Raw genomic sequence first — 14,917 nt, forward strand, 5'->3', positions numbered from 1 at the left:
TTGGCTGTGGTTTTATACAGTCATTACTGCCCGTAATATGCCTTCGCGCCATGCTTACGCAGATAGTGTTTATCCAGCAGCGTTTGCTGCATATCCGGTAACTGCGGCGCTAACTGACGGCAGAATATCCCCATATAAGCGACCTCTTCCAGCACGATGGCGTTATGCACCGCATCTTCGGCATTTTTGCCCCATGCAAACGGGCCGTGGGAATGGACCAGAACGCCGGGCATTTGCGCTGCATCGATACCCTGTTTTTCAAAGGTTTCTACGATGACGTTACCGGTTTCCCACTCATATTCGCCGTTGATTTCTGCGTCGGTCATTTTGCGGGTGCAGGGAATGGTGCCGTAGAAATAGTCGGCGTGGGTGGTGCCGATTGCTGGAATCGACTGACCCGACTGCGCCCAGATGGTGGCGTGGCGCGAGTGCGTATGCACAATGCCGCCAATGGAGGGGAATGCCTGATAGAGCAGCCGGTGAGTTGGCGTGTCGGAGGAGGGCTTTTTCGTACCTTCAACCACTTCACCGGTTTCGATGCTAACCACGACCATATCGTCAGCGGTCATGACGCTGTAATCGACGCCGGAAGGTTTGATCACAAAGACGCCGCGCTCGCGATCAACGGCGCTGACGTTGCCCCATGTGAGCGTGACCAGGTTGTGTTTTGGCAGCGCCAGGTTGGCTTCTAATACCTGGCGTTTGAGATCTTCTAACATGTTGACTCCTGAGAGGTCGTTTCCCCTCACCCCGGCCCTCTCCCCAAAGGGGCGAGGGGGAAAACAATGCCGGATGCGCTTTGCTTATCCGGCCTACAAAATCGCAGCGTGTAGGCCAGATAAGACGCGTCAGCGTCGCATCAGGCGTTACATACCTGATGTGGCTACTTAGCGACGAAATCCGTAATACACTTCGTTCCAGCGCAGTGCGTCTTTAAACGCTGGCAGGCGGGTGTCGTTATCAATCACCGTGATTTCAATGTCGTGCATCTCGGCGAACTGGCGCATATCGTTGAGGTTCAGCGCATGGCTGAAGACGGTATGGTGCGCGCCACCAGCGAGGATCCACGCTTCGGAAGCAGTTGGCAGATCCGGTTGCGCTTTCCACAGCGCATTCGCCACCGGCAGTTTCGGCAGGGAGTGCGGTGTTTTCACCGTGTCGATACAGTTAACCAGCAGACGGTAACGATCGCCGAGATCAATCAGGCTGGCGACAATCGCTGGACCGGTTTGGGTATTGAAGATCAGTCGGGCAGGATCGTCCTTACCACCAATACCGAGATGCTGAACGTCGAGGATCGGTTTCTCTTCTACGGCAATCGACGGGCAGACTTCCAGCATATGGGAGCCGAGCACCAGGTCATTACCTTTCTCGAAGTGATAGGTGTAGTCCTCCATAAAGGAGGTGCCGCCCTGCAGACCGGTTGACATCACCTTCATGATGCGAAGCAGGGCGGCGGTTTTCCAGTCGCCTTCGCCCGCAAAGCCGTAACCCTGCTGCATCAGACGCTGTACGGCCAGACCTGGAAGCTGTTTCAGACCGTGCAAATCTTCAAAGGTGGTGGTGAACGCGTGGAAGCCACCTTGTTCCAGGAAACGCTTCATCCCCAGCTCAATACGCGCCGCTTCCAGCACGTTCTGTCGTTTTTCGCCGTGGATTTGTGTGGCAGGCGTCATGGTGTAGCAGCTTTCGTACTCATCGACCAGCGCATTAACATCGCCGTCGCTGATGGAGTTCACCACCTGCACCAGATCGCCAACCGCCCAGGTATTGACGGAGAAACCGAACTTGATCTGTGCGGCAACTTTATCACCATCGGTGACCGCTACTTCACGCATGTTATCGCCAAAACGGCAGACTTTCAGATGACGGGTATCCTGTTTAGAGACCGCCTGGCGCATCCAGGAGCCGATACGCTCATGGGCTTGTTTATCCTGCCAGTGACCGGTAACCACGGCATGTTGCTGACGCATACGCGCGCCAATGAAGCCGAACTCGCGACCGCCATGTGCAGTCTGGTTCAGGTTCATAAAGTCCATATCGATACTGTCCCACGGCAGCGCCGCGTTAAACTGGGTGTGGAATTGCAGCAACGGTTTGTTGAGCATGGTCAGGCCGTTGATCCACATTTTGGCCGGGGAGAAGGTGTGCAGCCACACCACCAGACCAGCGCAACGATCGTCGTAATTCGCGTCGCGGCAAATAGCGGTGATTTCATCCGGCGTGGTGCCCAGCGGTTTCAACACCAGTTTGCAGGGCAGTTTCGCTTCCGTATTCAGCGCATTAACAACGTGCTCGGCATGTTGGGTGACCTGACGCAGGGTTTCCGGGCCATACAGATGCTGGCTGCCAATGACAAACCACACTTCATAATTATCAAAAATCGTCATTATCGTGTCCTTATAGAGTCGCAACGGCCTGGGCAGCCTGTGCCGGGGCGGAAGTTGGAAGATAGTGTTGTTCGGCGCTCATCGCCCATTGCTGATAGCGGCGATAAAGCTGTTCAAAGCGTTGTGCCTGTTCGCTGCGCGGTTGCAGGGTTTTCTCTACCGCACTGGCCATTTTTTGCTGGGCTGATGGGATGTCTGCGTGCACTTTCGCGGCGACGGCAGCAAAAATCGCCGCACCGAGCGCACAGCACTGGTCAGAGGCAACAATTTGCAGCGGGCGATTCAGCACGTCGCAGCAGGCCTGCATAATGACCTGGTTTTTCCGCGCGATGCCGCCCAGCGCCATCACGTTATTGACGGCGATCCCCTGATCGGTAAAGCACTCCATGATTGCGCGTGCGCCAAAGGCGGTGGCAGCAATCAAACCGCCGAACAGCAGCGGAGCGTCGGTAGCGAGGTTAAGATCGGTAATCACCCCTTTCAGGCGTTGGTTAGCGTTCGGTGTGCGGCGGCCGTTAAACCAGTCGAGCACCACCGGCAGGTGATCCAGAGACGGATTTTTGGCCCATGCTTCGGTCAGCGCCGGAAGCAGTTGTTTCTGGCTGGCGTTGATTTGCGCTTTCAGTTCCGGATGCTGGGCGGCAAGCTGTTCCAGCGGCCAGCCGAGTACGCGACCAAACCAGGCGTAGATATCACCAAACGCCGATTGGCCTGCTTCCAGACCGATAAATCCAGGTACCACGCTGCCATCAACCTGACCGCAAATACCTTTCACTGCCCGCTCGCCAACGCTCTGTTTGTCGGCAATCAGAATGTCGCAGGTGGAAGTACCGATAACTTTTACCAGTGCGTTAGGCTGTGCGCCTGCGCCAACTGCGCCCATATGGCAGTCAAACGCGCCGCCGGAAATCACCACGCTTTCAGGCAGGCCGAGACGCTGCGCCCATTCCGGGCATAAGGTGCCCACCGGAATATCGGCAGTCCAGGTGTCAGTGAACAGCGGGGAAGGCAAATGGCGATTGAGGATCGGGTCCAGCTCATCAAAGAAACTGGCTGGCGGCAAGCCACCCCAGCTTTCGTGCCATAGCGACTTATGCCCGGCGCTGCAACGTCCGCGACGAATATCCTGCGGGCGGGTGGTACCGGAAAGCAGAGCTGGCACCCAGTCGCACAGCTCAATCCACGATGCGGCAGATTGCGCCACGGCGGTGTCCTGGCGAGTCACATGCAGGATTTTTGCCCAGAACCATTCGCTGGAATAAATACCGCCAATGTAGCGGGAGTAGTCAACGTTGCCCGGCGCGTGGCACAAACGGGTAATCTCTTCCGCTTCTTCAACCGCAGTGTGGTCTTTCCACAATACGAACATCGCGTTCGGGTTTTCGGCAAACTCCGGGCGCAGCGCCAGCACGTTACCGTCGGCATCAATCGGTGCGGGCGTCGAGCCGGTTGTGTCAACGCCAATCCCGACCACAGCTGCGCGCTGTTCGACGCTAAGCTCTGCAAGCACGGTTTTCAGTGCCGCTTCCATTGACTCAATGTAGTCACGCGGATGATGACGGAACTGGTTATTCGGGGCATCACAAAATTGCCCTTTTTGCCAACGGGGATACCACTCTACGCTGGTGGCGATCTCTTCACCGCTGGCGCAGTCCACCGCCAAAGCTCGCACAGAATCACTGCCAAAATCGAGGCCAATTGCAATCGCCATCGTTTCACTCCATCCAAAAAAACGGGTATGGAGAAACAGTAGAGAGTTGCGATAAAAAGCGTCAGGTAGGATCCGCTAATCTTATGGATAAAAATGCTATGGCATAGCAAAGTGTGACGCCGTGCAAATAATCAATGTGGACTTTTCTGCCGTGATTATAGACACTTTTGTTACGCGTTTTTGTCATGGCTTTGGTCCCGCTTTGTTACAGAATGCTTTTAATAAGCGGGGTTACCGGTTGGGTTAGCGAGAAGAGCCAGTAAAAGACGCAGTGACGGCAATGTCTGATGCAATATGGACAATTGGTTTCTTCTCTGAATGGCGGGAGTATGAAAAGTATGGCTGAAGCGCAAAATGATCCCCTGCTGCCGGGATACTCGTTTAATGCCCATCTGGTGGCGGGTTTAACGCCGATTGAGGCCAACGGTTATCTCGATTTTTTTATCGACCGACCGCTGGGAATGAAAGGTTATATTCTCAATCTCACCATTCGCGGTCAGGGGGTGGTGAAAAATCAGGGACGAGAATTTGTTTGCCGACCGGGTGATATTTTGCTGTTCCCGCCAGGAGAGATTCATCACTACGGTCGTCATCCGGAGGCTCGCGAATGGTATCACCAGTGGGTTTACTTTCGTCCGCGCGCCTACTGGCATGAATGGCTTAACTGGCCGTCAATATTTGCCAATACGGGTTTCTTTCGCCCGGATGAAGCGCACCAGCCGCATTTCAGCGACCTGTTTGGGCAAATCATTAACGCCGGGCAAGGGGAAGGGCGCTATTCGGAGCTGCTGGCGATAAATCTGCTTGAGCAATTGTTACTGCGGCGCATGGAAGCGATTAACGAGTCGCTCCATCCACCGATGGATAATCGGGTACGCGAGGCTTGTCAGTACATCAGCGATCACCTGGCAGACAGCAATTTTGATATCGCCAGCGTCGCACAGCATGTTTGCTTGTCACCGTCGCGTCTGTCACATCTTTTCCGCCAGCAGTTAGGGATTAGCGTCTTAAGCTGGCGCGAGGACCAACGTATCAGCCAGGCGAAGCTGCTTTTGAGCACCACCCGGATGCCTATCGCCACCGTCGGTCGCAATGTTGGTTTTGACGATCAACTCTATTTCTCGCGAGTATTTAAAAAATGCACCGGGGCCAGCCCGAGCGAGTTCCGTGCCGGTTGTGAAGAAAAAGTGAATGATGTAGCCGTCAAGTTGTCATAATTGGTAACGAATCAGACAATTGACGGCTTGACGGAGTAGCATAGGGTTTGCAGAATCCCTGCTTCGTCCATTTGACAGGCACATTATGCAAGCATTGCTGGAACACTTTATTACCCAATCTACCGTGTATTCATTGATGGCGGTGGTGTTGGTGGCCTTTCTGGAGTCGCTGGCGCTGGTCGGTTTGATTCTACCCGGTACGGTGCTGATGGCGGGGCTGGGAGCGCTGATTGGCAGCGGCGAGTTAAGTTTCTGGCACGCCTGGCTGGCAGGGATTGTCGGTTGTCTGCTGGGCGACTGGATCTCCTTCTGGCTGGGCTGGCGTTTTAAAAAGCCGTTGCATCGCTGGTCATTTCTGAAGAAAAACAAAGCATTACTCGATAAAACTGAACATGCGTTGCATCAACACAGCATGTTCACCATTCTGGTCGGTCGCTTTGTTGGCCCGACGCGTCCGCTGGTGCCAATGGTGGCGGGAATGCTGGATCTGCCGGTGGCAAAATTCATTACGCCGAATATTATTGGCTGCCTGCTGTGGCCACCGTTTTACTTCCTGCCTGGGATTCTGGCGGGCGCGGCGATCGATATTCCAGCCGGAATGCAGAGCGGCGAGTTTAAATGGTTGCTGCTGGCGACGGCGGTATTTTTGTGGGTTGGTGGCTGGCTGTGCTGGCGGTTATGGCGCAGCGGTAAAGCAACCGATCGTTTAAGTCATTATTTGTCGCGCGGCCGTTTGTTGTGGCTGACGCCGTTAATTTCTGCCATCGGCGTGGTGGCGCTGGTGGTGTTAATTCGCCACCCGTTGATGCCGGTGTATATCGATATTTTGCGTAAAGCGGTTGGGGGTTAGGAGATAGTCTTGTGCGGGTTGCCTGATGCGACGCTGACCGCGTCTTATCATGCCTACAAAACGCACTACCCGTAGGTCGGATAAGGCGTTCACGCCGCATCCGACAGTGCATACTAACCCGTAATCCCCAATAGTGCCGAAGCACTCGCCTTACCGCTCAACAACTCATTGGTCTTACCCTGCCAGGCGATGCGCCCGTCGGCGACCACCACCGAGCGTGTGGCGATCCGCGCCGCATCTTCCACACTGTGCGACACCATCAATAGCGTCATTTTTTGCTGCTGGCAGCTCGTGCTCACCAGCGTCAGCATCTCCTGACGTAACGCCGGATCGAGCGCAGAGAACGGTTCATCGAGCAATAAAATCGGCTGTTCGCGCACCAGACAACGCGCTAACGCCACGCGCTGTCGCTGACCGCCGGAAAGCTCGCCCGGTAACCGCGCCATTAAATTATCAATCCCCATCTGGCGGGCGATAGCGTGCATTTTCTCCTGCTGCGCCGCGTTCAGCTTCAATCCCGGATTAAGCCCCAGCCCGATGTTCTGCGCGACCGTCAGGTGGCTGAACAGGTTGTTCTCCTGAAACAGCATCGATACCGGGCGGCGTGACGGCGGCGTCGTGGTGTGATCAACGCTGTCGATAGTCAGCGAACCGCTGGCTGGCGTCAGAAAACCGGCAATCAAATTCAGCAGGGTACTTTTACCCGCGCCGCTTGGCCCGAGGATTGCCACCTGCTCGCCGCGTTCTACCGTTAAGCTAAAACGCATCGGCAAATGGTGATAAAGCCAGGTGATATCAGTCAGTTTTAACATTTCGCCCCGGTAGTTTTTCAATCACGGTAAACAGCAGAAAACAGAGTAGTAGCAGAATTAACGCGGTGACCGCGCCGTCCTGGCTGCGATAGGAGCCAATTTGCTGGTAGAGATAAAACGGCAGGGTACGGAAATCATCGTTACCGAACAACGCCACTACGCCAAAATCACCAATCGACAGCACGCAGGCAAAAGCCAGCGCCTGCGCCAGTGGACGTTTCAGGGCGCGCAGCTCGACCACTTTTAAGCGCGACCAGCCTTCAATGCCCAGCGACTGACACAACATACTGTAGCGGGCGGTGATATCGCGCATCGGGTTTTCCAGTACTTTCAGCGCATAAGGGATCGCCATTAACGCATTGGTGAAAATCACAATGCCGTCAGCAGATTGCGGCAGGCCAATGGTGTTGTTGAGCAGTAAAAAGAAGCCGGTAGCCAGCACAATCCCCGGCATGGCGAGGATCAACATGCCGCTCATCTCCAGCGCCTGACCCGCCAGCATTTTCTGCCGCGCCCGCAGTTCGCGACTGCTCCATAGCAGCATCATGGTCAGCACTACGCACAATACACCTGCCGCCAGCGCAATACGCAACGAGGTCCACAGCGCCTGCCACAGCACCGGTTGTGCCAGCACTTCCGGCAACTGGCGATTTACCCCATCGACGATCACCGCCAGCAACGGTGGCAGCAACAGCAGCAGCGCCAGCACTATTAACACCGTGTCGCAAATGCGGCTATGCAGACGATCGTCCGGATCGCGCCAGCCTTGCAGCAGCGTGGTACCGGGCGCAATGGCCTTACTTAGTCGCTGACTCAACAGCACCAGCCCAAGGCAACACACCATCTGGAGCAGCGCCAGCATCGCCGCGCGGGCAGGATCGTAGTCGTAACTCAGCGCCTGATAAATAGCCAGCTCGATAGTAGTTGCCTGCGGACCGCCGCCCAGCGATAGCACGGTGGCGAAGCTGGCGAAACAGAGCATAAAGATAAGCGCGGCAACCGGCGGGATTTGTCGCCGTAGCCACGGCCATTCGACGAAGCGGAAAAAATGCCAGCCGCGCATCCCAAGCTGGGCGGCAAGCTGACGTTGTTCGCCGGGAATGTTTTCCAGTGCCTGGAGTAATAAGCGGCTCGCCATCGGCAGATTAAAAAATACGTGCGCCAGCAAAATGCCTTGCAGGCCGTAGGGCGAAAAGGTCCACTCCAGACCGAGCGATTGGCAGAGCGATGCCAGCCAGCCCTGACGACCATAGACGCTAAGAATGCCGAAAACAGCAACTAGCACCGGGAGGATCAAGGTCATTGCGCACAGACGCAACAGCGCCAGCCGACCCGGAAAGCGCCTGCGATAGAGGGCGCGGGCGAGGAATATCGCGGGTACGACAGAGAGTAGCGCCGAGAGAAACGCCTGCCAGAAGGAGAAGCGCACCACATGACACAGGTAGCTGTCCTGCCAGATTGCCACCCAGTTACCCTGCGGCGCGTTCCACCACAGGGCGAGAAACGCCGCCAGCGCAACCGCTACCACCAGCGTGGCGGCGCTTACACCTGGAATTAACCAGCCGGGAATTAACGGCTGACGGCGCGTTGCCATTCGCTAATCCATGCCTGACGTTGTGCCGCCACTTCGGCTGGCGTGAACTCCAGCGTGGTTGCGGGTTTGGTCAATTGTTCAAAACCGGCAGGCAGCGTGACGTTTGCCACCGGATACATCCAGTTGCCGGTTGGGATCGCATTCTGAAAAGCCGGAGAAACCATAAACTGGAGGAATTTTTGCGCCAGCTCCGGCTGCTTGCTGGCAGCGGTGCGGGCGGCGACTTCCACCTGCAGATAGTGACCTTCGCTAAAGTTCGCGGCGGCGTAGTTATCTTTTTTCTCTTCGAGAATGTGATAAGCCGGAGAGGTGGTGTAACTCAGCACCAGATCGCTTTCACCTTTTAAAAACAGGCCGTAGGCTTCGCTCCAGCCTTTGGTGACCGTGACCGTTTTCTTCGCCAGTTTCTGCCAGGCTTGTGGGGCGTCATCGCCATAGACTTTTTGCATCCACAACAGCAGGCCCAGCCCCGGCGTACTGGTGCGCGGATCCTGATAAATCACCCGCCAGTTTTGATCGCTCTCAACAAGCTCTTTCAGGCTTTGCGGCGGATTTTTCAGTTTGTTCTTGTCATAGACGAAGGCGAAATAGCCGTAATCAAACGGTACGAAAGTGTCATTATTCCAGCCGCCGGGAACGTTAACGGCATCCGCTGCCACGCCGCTTTTGGCAAATAGTCCGGTTTTACTGGCGGCGTCTAACAGGTTGTTATCCAGCCCCAGCACCACATCGGCTTTACTGTTTTTGCCTTCCATGCGCAGACGGTTGAGAAGCGAAACGCCATCTTCCAGCGCCACCAGTTTCAGTTCGCAATTACAGTCGGCTTCAAAGGCTTTTTTTACCACCGGGCCTGGCCCCCAGTTGGCGGCGAAGGAATCGTAGGTATAAACAGTCAGAACGGGTTTAGCGAAAACGGGCGCTGTGCACAGCAACAGCAGGGGCAGACATTTTTTTAACACTTTGCACCTCAAAAAAGAGTGGCAAAGGACTTGAGAAGGAGCCTCAAATCCCTTCGCCGGCGTTATCCGGATCAGGTTCGACGGGTATTTTCTCAGCGCACGCGTCTGCGTGGCACCCCGTTGAGAACGGCGTTAGTGTAGTGATTTTGTTATCAACCAGCAATCATGGATCCGGTGGCGCAAACCACGCTGATTTAAAATCGAACCAGCCGAGGGTATTCATGCGCAGGCCGCGCATACTGCGTTGCCCCTGAATGATCAGCCAGTGGTGGATAAGCGGCACCATTGCTTTACTGGCGACCAGTTGCTGGCACCAGTTCGCCAGGTTCATTTCGCCATTGCGCCAGCGGGCGGCGTCGGCTTGCCAGTCGATCGGAATACAGTGTTGGAGCAGCGGCACCTCGCACAAGTGCGCGAACAGCGAAAAATCCAGCGGCAGCGTAAAGTTGGCGCTATTAAGCCAGATATCGCTCTCGATCTCTCCTTCATGCCACTGATCGTAGCTGATCTCTTTGATTTCCAGCGTGACCTGGTGACTTGCCAGAATCTGCTGCATGATCCCGGCAATCACCCGATGCTCACTGTGATCCTGATAAAAGGTCAGGGTGAGGCTTTCCAGGCCAGCCGGTTTTTCGCTCTTTATGGTGCGGGCATGGTGCCAACGGGGGAGCAGTCCATAAGCCGGGAACCACAGTTGCTGGTACTGTTCCTCAGCGAAATAGACCAGATTAGTTGGAGAAAGCACATAGCTTACCCAGTCCCTGACTTGCTGATTCGCCCCGCGATGGGTGCGGCTGTCGAACAGTAAATAGTAGCAACCTTCCTCCAGGCGGCTTTCAATCTCTTTTTCCTCGCCCTGTGGACCTTTTAGCATCAGACCTCCAGCTGGCTCGTCGGCAATTTCCGGCAGAACCCAGACGTTAACTTCATCGATTAATGCCCGGTAACCGAAGAAGTCATCGAATGCCTGAATTTTCAGTTGATTGGTGGTGTTGCGGATCACCGCATACGGACCGGTGCCGATGGGATGGCTGGCAAAGTTACTGAGGGTTTCCCATTCGCGCGGCAGGATCATCGCCGGAACTTGTCCCAGCAGTAACGGTAACCAGCGGTCCGGTTGCGTGAGATGGATATCCAGCGTCCAGGGCGTCGGCGACACAATGTCCGCAATATGCGAATAGAGCGGCAGCGTATTGATTCGTTTTAAAGAGGCGATCACGTCGTCCATTTCCAGTTCACGACCATGATGAAAATGGACTCCTGGACGCAAAAAGAAACGCCAGTGAAGCGGTGATATTTGCTGCCAGTGGTGGGCGATGTCTGCTTCCAGTTCCCCATTTTCCTCATTTATGCGCGTTAGCGAACTGAAGATTTGCCGGGCAATATGGGTTTCGGAACGGCGCAATGCGCTGCCAGGTAGCAGATTACGCAACGGACGATAGTAGAGCACGCGCAGGATGTGCCGCCCCTGGCGGAAGCTGCGGCCCAGATGAGAAACCAGCATTTGCCGCACAGTCGCTTTGTCGCCAACCAACTGCACTAGTTGGTCGATACGATCCTGCTCCAGCAGGTCTTCCGCCCGCTGTTGCTGAAGCGCCAGCCCGGTATAGAGGAATGTCAGACGCGAGCGTTTACCGCGCCCGACTTCCGCTTCCCACGTCAGCCAGCCGCGATCCTGCATGGTGTTGAGCAGGGTACGCATATGACGACGCGAGCAGCTCAATAACGCTGCCAGTTCGTTGAGCGTTGTGTCCTGCGATTTACCCTCGCAGCATTGCCACAGGCGGATGAACTGTTGTTGCAGACGAGCAGATGGCATAAAAGGGGAACTCCTGCGCAAAAGACAGCAATTTTATTTTCCCTATATTAAGTCAATAATTCCTAACGATGAAGCAAGGAGGTGCCCCATGCGTCAGTTTTATCAGCACTATTTTACCGCGACAGCGAAGTTGTGCTGGTTGCGTTGGTTAAGCGTCCCACAACGATTAACCATGCTTGAAGGACTGATGCAGTGGGATGACCGCAATTCTGAAAGTTGACTTGCCTGCATCATGTGTGACTGAGTATTGGTGTAAAATCACCCGCCAGCAGATTATACCTGCTGGTTTTTTTTATTCTCGCCGCGCTAAAAAGGGAACGTATGATCTGGATAATGACGATGGCTCGCCGTATGAACGGTGTTTACGCGGCATTTATGCTGGTCGCTTTTATGATGGGGGTGGCCGGGGCGCTACAGGCTCCTACATTGAGCTTATTTCTGAGTCGTGAGGTTGGCGCGCAACCTTTCTGGATCGGACTCTTTTATACGGTGAATGCTATTGCTGGGATCGGCGTAAGCCTCTGGTTGGCAAAACGTTCTGACAGTCAGGGCGATCGGCGAAAACTGATTATATTTTGCTGTTTGATGGCTATCGGCAATGCGCTATTGTTTGCATTTAATCGTCATTATCTGACGCTTATCACCTGTGGTGTGCTTCTGGCATCTCTGGCCAATACGGCAATGCCACAGTTATTTGCTCTGGCGCGGGAATATGCGGATAACTCGGCGCGAGAAGTGGTGATGTTTAGCTCGGTGATGCGTGCGCAGCTTTCTCTGGCATGGGTTATCGGTCCACCGTTGGCCTTTATGCTGGCGTTGAATTACGGCTTTACGGTGATGTTTTCGATTGCCGCCGGGATATTCACACTCAGTCTGGTATTGATTGCATTTATGCTTCCGTCTGTGGCGCGGGTAGAACTGCCGTCGGAAAATGCTTTATCAATGCAAGGTGGCTGGCAGGATAGTAACGTACGGATGTTATTTGTCGCCTCGACGTTAATGTGGACCTGCAACACCATGTACATTATTGATATGCCGTTGTGGATCAGTAGCGAGTTAGGATTGCCAGACAAACTGGCGGGTTTCCTGATGGGGACGGCAGCTGGACTGGAAATACCAGCAATGATTCTGGCTGGCTACTATGTCAAACGTTATGGTAAGCGGCGAATGATGGTCATAGCAGTGGCGGCAGGAGTACTGTTTTACACCGGATTGATTTTCTTTCATAGCCGTATGGCGTTGATGACGCTGCAACTTTTTAACGCTGTATTTATCGGCATTGTTGCGGGTATTGGGATGCTATGGTTTCAGGATTTAATGCCTGGAAGAGCGGGGGCAGCTACCACCTTATTTACTAACAGTATTTCTACCGGGGTAATTCTGGCTGGCGTTATTCAGGGAGCAATTGCACAAAGTTGGGGGCACTTTGCTGTCTACTGGGTAATTGCGGTTATTTCTGTTGTCGCATTATTTTTAACCGCAAAGGTTAAAGACGTTTGATGACGTGGACGATAGCGGAAAGCCCGGTCATTTGACCGGGCAAGGGGATTAATTCATAAACGCAGGTTGTTTTGCTTCATAAGCGGCAATGGCGTCGTCGTGCTGCAAGGTAAGCCCAATACTGTCCAGACCGTTCATCATGCAGTGGCGGCGGAAGGCATCGATGGTAAAGCGATAGGTTTTCTCTCCCGCTTTCACCTCTTGCGCTTCCAGATCCACGTCGAAATGGATCCCCGGATTGGCTTTCACCAGCGCAAACAGTTCGTCCACTTCTGCATCGCTTAATTTCACCGGCAGCAGCTGGTTGTTAAAGCTATTGCCGTAGAAGATGTCAGCAAAACTCGGCGCAATCACCACTTTAAAACCGTAGTCGGTCAATGCCCAGGGCGCGTGCTCACGCGAGGAGCCACAGCCGAAGTTTTCTCGTGCCAGCAAAATGGAAGCGCCCTGATACTGCGGGAAGTTCAGCACGAAGTCCGGGTTTGGCTGTTGGCCTTTTTCATCGAGAAAACGCCAGTCGTTAAACAGATGCGCGCCAAAACCCGTACGGGTCACTTTCTGCAAAAACTGTTTCGGGATGATTGCATCGGTATCGACATTGGCGGCATCCAGCGGAACCACCAGGCCTGTGTGTTTGATAAATTTCTCTGCCATGGTGTGCTCCTTATTTAATGTTGCGAATGTCGGCGAAATGTCCGGTCACAGCAGCAGCGGCAGCCATTGCCGGGCTGACCAGATGCGTGCGCCCGCCGCGCCCCTGGCGGCCTTCAAAGTTACGGTTGCTGGTGGATGCACAACGTTCGCCCGGATTCAGACGGTCGTTGTTCATCGCCAGACACATTGAGCAGCCAGGCAAGCGCCATTCAAAACCGGCTTCAATAAAGATTTTATCCAGACCTTCCGCTTCCGCCTGGGCTTTTACCGGGCCAGAGCCGGGAACCACCAGTGCCTGCACGCCTGGCGCGACTTTTCGCCCTTTGGCGATCTCCGCTGCCGCGCGTAAATCTTCAATGCGCGAGTTGGTACAGGAACCGATAAACACTTTGTCGATAGCCACTTCGGTCAGCGGAATGCCCGGTTTCAGCCCCATATAGGCCAGCGCTTTTTCTGCCGACGCGCGTTCAACCGGATCGGCAAACGAAGCCGGATCGGGAATATTGTCGTTCACGGAAATCACCTGGCCTGGATTGGTGCCCCAGGTGACCTGCGGTGAAATTTCTTCTGCTTGCAGAGTGACAACGGTATCGAAAGTTGCGCCTTCGTCGGTTTGCAGGGTTTTCCAGTAGGCAACGGCGTCGTCGAAATCTTTGCCTTTCGGCGCATGCAAACGGCCTTTGACATAGTTAAAGGTGGTTTCGTCCGGTGCAACCAGACCGGCTTTTGCGCCCATTTCGATTGCCATATTGCACAGGGTCATACGACCTTCCATGCTTAAATCACGAATTGCTTCGCCGCAAAACTCCACCACATGCCCGGTGCCGCCTGCGCTGCCAGTTTTACCGATAATTGCCAGCACGATATCTTTTGCTGTAATGCCCGGCGCGGCTTTGCCCTGGACTTCAATTTTCATGGTCTTCGCACGGCCCTGTTTCAGGGTTTGTGTTGCCAGTACGTGTTCAACTTCGGAAGTGCCGATACCAAAGGCCAGTGCGCCAAACGCGCCGTGGGTGGCGGTATGCGAGTCGCCGCAGACAATGGTCATCCCCGGCAAGGTGACGCCCTGTTCCGGCCCCATTACGTGGACGATCCCCTGATACGGGTGATTCAGGTCATACAGCTCGACGCCAAATTCTTTGCAGTTTTTAATCAGCTCCTGCATCTGGATGCGCGCCATTTCACCACAGGCATTAATGTCTTTGGTCTGGGTAGAGACGTTGTGATCCATAGTGGCGAAGGTTTTGCCCGGCTGACGTACCGGGCGACCGTGGGCGCGCAGACCATCAAACGCCTGCGGTGAGGTCACTTCATGCACCAGGTGGCGGTCGATATATAACAGCGGGGTTTCGTTTTCGGCTTCGTACACTACGTGAGCGTCGAATAATTTTTCGTATAACGTTTTAGCCAT

13 protein-coding genes and 1 riboswitch are annotated in these 14,917 nt (G+C 54.6%); of the genes, 4 read left to right on the plus strand and 9 right to left on the minus strand.

Annotated elements, in window-relative coordinates; genetic code table 11:
* Positions 1-23: 23 nt before the first annotated feature.
* The 3 genes from araD to araB all read right to left on the minus strand — a co-directional run bounded on the left by araD (position 24) and on the right by araB (position 4,101).
* Positions 24-719, minus strand: coding sequence for an L-ribulose-5-phosphate 4-epimerase (araD, locus tag ACJHXA_RS11945; protein ID WP_000888668.1), 696 nt, complete (start codon positions 717-719; stop codon positions 24-26).
* Between the two features lie 168 nt (positions 720-887).
* Positions 888-2,390 carry an L-arabinose isomerase gene (araA, locus tag ACJHXA_RS11950; protein ID WP_000151734.1) on the minus strand — a complete coding sequence of 501 codons (1,503 nt, stop codon included), beginning with the start codon at positions 2,388-2,390 and terminating at the stop codon, positions 888-890.
* A 10-nt stretch (positions 2,391-2,400) separates the two neighbouring features.
* Positions 2,401-4,101, minus strand: a complete 1,701-nt coding sequence (gene araB, locus ACJHXA_RS11955) for a ribulokinase (RefSeq protein WP_000951795.1) — start codon at positions 4,099-4,101, stop codon at positions 2,401-2,403.
* Positions 4,102-4,439: 338 nt separating this feature from the next.
* Between araB and araC the strand changes: the two genes are divergently transcribed.
* Both araC and ACJHXA_RS11965 read left to right on the plus strand, forming a co-directional pair.
* Positions 4,440-5,318: an arabinose operon transcriptional regulator AraC gene (gene araC, locus ACJHXA_RS11960; protein WP_001300811.1), complete on the plus strand. Its 879-nt coding sequence runs from the start codon at positions 4,440-4,442 to the stop codon at positions 5,316-5,318.
* An 85-nt stretch (positions 5,319-5,403) separates the two neighbouring features.
* The gene (locus ACJHXA_RS11965; RefSeq protein WP_001532173.1) at positions 5,404-6,168 is read left to right on the plus strand and encodes a DedA family protein; all 765 of its coding nucleotides are present in this window, start codon (positions 5,404-5,406) and stop codon (positions 6,166-6,168) included.
* A 113-nt stretch (positions 6,169-6,281) separates the two neighbouring features.
* Here the strand turns inward: ACJHXA_RS11965 and thiQ are convergent, their stop codons facing one another.
* The 4 genes from thiQ to sgrR all read right to left on the minus strand — a co-directional run bounded on the left by thiQ (position 6,282) and on the right by sgrR (position 11,352).
* The gene (gene thiQ, locus ACJHXA_RS11970; RefSeq protein ID WP_000916310.1) at positions 6,282-6,980 is read right to left on the minus strand and encodes a thiamine ABC transporter ATP-binding protein ThiQ; all 699 of its coding nucleotides are present in this window, start codon (positions 6,978-6,980) and stop codon (positions 6,282-6,284) included.
* Entirely contained in the window at positions 6,964-8,574 is a 1,611-nt protein-coding gene (gene thiP / locus ACJHXA_RS11975) for a thiamine/thiamine pyrophosphate ABC transporter permease ThiP (protein ID WP_000235687.1), read from the minus strand. The genes thiQ and thiP overlap by 17 nt, the downstream gene beginning before the upstream one ends.
* On the minus strand, positions 8,550-9,533 hold the full coding sequence (thiB, locus tag ACJHXA_RS11980; protein ID WP_001297368.1) for a thiamine ABC transporter substrate binding subunit: 984 nt from the start codon (positions 9,531-9,533) through the stop codon (positions 8,550-8,552). Before thiB ends, thiP begins: the two co-directional genes overlap by 25 nt.
* 30 nt (positions 9,534-9,563) lie before the next feature.
* A riboswitch (TPP riboswitch) is annotated at positions 9,564-9,663 on the minus strand.
* 33 nt (positions 9,664-9,696) lie between these two features.
* Positions 9,697-11,352: a DNA-binding transcriptional regulator SgrR gene (gene sgrR / locus ACJHXA_RS11985; RefSeq protein ID WP_001297366.1), complete on the minus strand. Its 1,656-nt coding sequence runs from the start codon at positions 11,350-11,352 to the stop codon at positions 9,697-9,699.
* Between the two features lie 88 nt (positions 11,353-11,440).
* Here sgrR and sgrT point away from each other — a divergent pair, with 88 nt between their 5' ends.
* Positions 11,441-11,572: a glucose uptake inhibitor SgrT gene (gene sgrT / locus ACJHXA_RS11990; RefSeq protein ID WP_001248770.1), complete on the plus strand. Its 132-nt coding sequence runs from the start codon at positions 11,441-11,443 to the stop codon at positions 11,570-11,572.
* A 101-nt stretch (positions 11,573-11,673) separates the two neighbouring features.
* The gene (gene setA / locus ACJHXA_RS11995; protein WP_000637846.1) at positions 11,674-12,852 is read left to right on the plus strand and encodes a sugar efflux transporter SetA; all 1,179 of its coding nucleotides are present in this window, start codon (positions 11,674-11,676) and stop codon (positions 12,850-12,852) included.
* Between the two features lie 48 nt (positions 12,853-12,900).
* Here setA and leuD read toward each other — a convergent pair whose 3' ends face one another.
* Together leuD and leuC are read right to left on the minus strand one after the other, a co-directional pair.
* A complete protein-coding gene (gene leuD, locus ACJHXA_RS12000; RefSeq protein ID WP_000818228.1) occupies positions 12,901-13,506 on the minus strand; it encodes a 3-isopropylmalate dehydratase small subunit in 606 nt (201 codons plus the stop codon).
* Between the two features lie 10 nt (positions 13,507-13,516).
* The gene (leuC, locus tag ACJHXA_RS12005) at positions 13,517-14,917 is read right to left on the minus strand and encodes a 3-isopropylmalate dehydratase large subunit (RefSeq protein ID WP_001140652.1); all 1,401 of its coding nucleotides are present in this window, start codon (positions 14,915-14,917) and stop codon (positions 13,517-13,519) included.

The organism is Escherichia sp. WS33 (assembly GCF_046486385.1).
Classification (GTDB): Bacteria; Pseudomonadota; Gammaproteobacteria; order Enterobacterales; family Enterobacteriaceae; genus ECMA0423.

Bases quoted from the DNA above. Each gene is read 5' to 3' on its own strand.
- araD (WP_000888668.1), bottom strand. From the start codon at position 719: ATGTTAGAAGATCTCAAACGCCAGGTATTAGAAGCCAACCTGGCGCTG.
- araA (WP_000151734.1), bottom strand. From the start codon at position 2,390: ATGACGATTTTTGATAATTATGAAGTGTGGTTTGTCATTGGCAGCCAG.
- araB (WP_000951795.1), bottom strand. From the start codon at position 4,101: ATGGCGATTGCAATTGGCCTCGATTTTGGCAGTGATTCTGTGCGAGCT.
- araC (WP_001300811.1), top strand. From the start codon at position 4,440: ATGGCTGAAGCGCAAAATGATCCCCTGCTGCCGGGATACTCGTTTAAT.
- ACJHXA_RS11965 (WP_001532173.1), top strand. From the start codon at position 5,404: ATGCAAGCATTGCTGGAACACTTTATTACCCAATCTACCGTGTATTCA.
- thiQ (WP_000916310.1), bottom strand. From the start codon at position 6,980: ATGTTAAAACTGACTGATATCACCTGGCTTTATCACCATTTGCCGATG.
- thiP (WP_000235687.1), bottom strand. From the start codon at position 8,574: ATGGCAACGCGCCGTCAGCCGTTAATTCCCGGCTGGTTAATTCCAGGT.
- sgrR (WP_001297366.1), bottom strand. From the start codon at position 11,352: ATGCCATCTGCTCGTCTGCAACAACAGTTCATCCGCCTGTGGCAATGC.
- sgrT (WP_001248770.1), top strand. From the start codon at position 11,441: ATGCGTCAGTTTTATCAGCACTATTTTACCGCGACAGCGAAGTTGTGC.
- setA (WP_000637846.1), top strand. From the start codon at position 11,674: ATGATCTGGATAATGACGATGGCTCGCCGTATGAACGGTGTTTACGCG.
- leuD (WP_000818228.1), bottom strand. From the start codon at position 13,506: ATGGCAGAGAAATTTATCAAACACACAGGCCTGGTGGTTCCGCTGGAT.
- leuC (WP_001140652.1), bottom strand. From the start codon at position 14,917: ATGGCTAAAACGTTATACGAAAAATTATTCGACGCTCACGTAGTGTAC.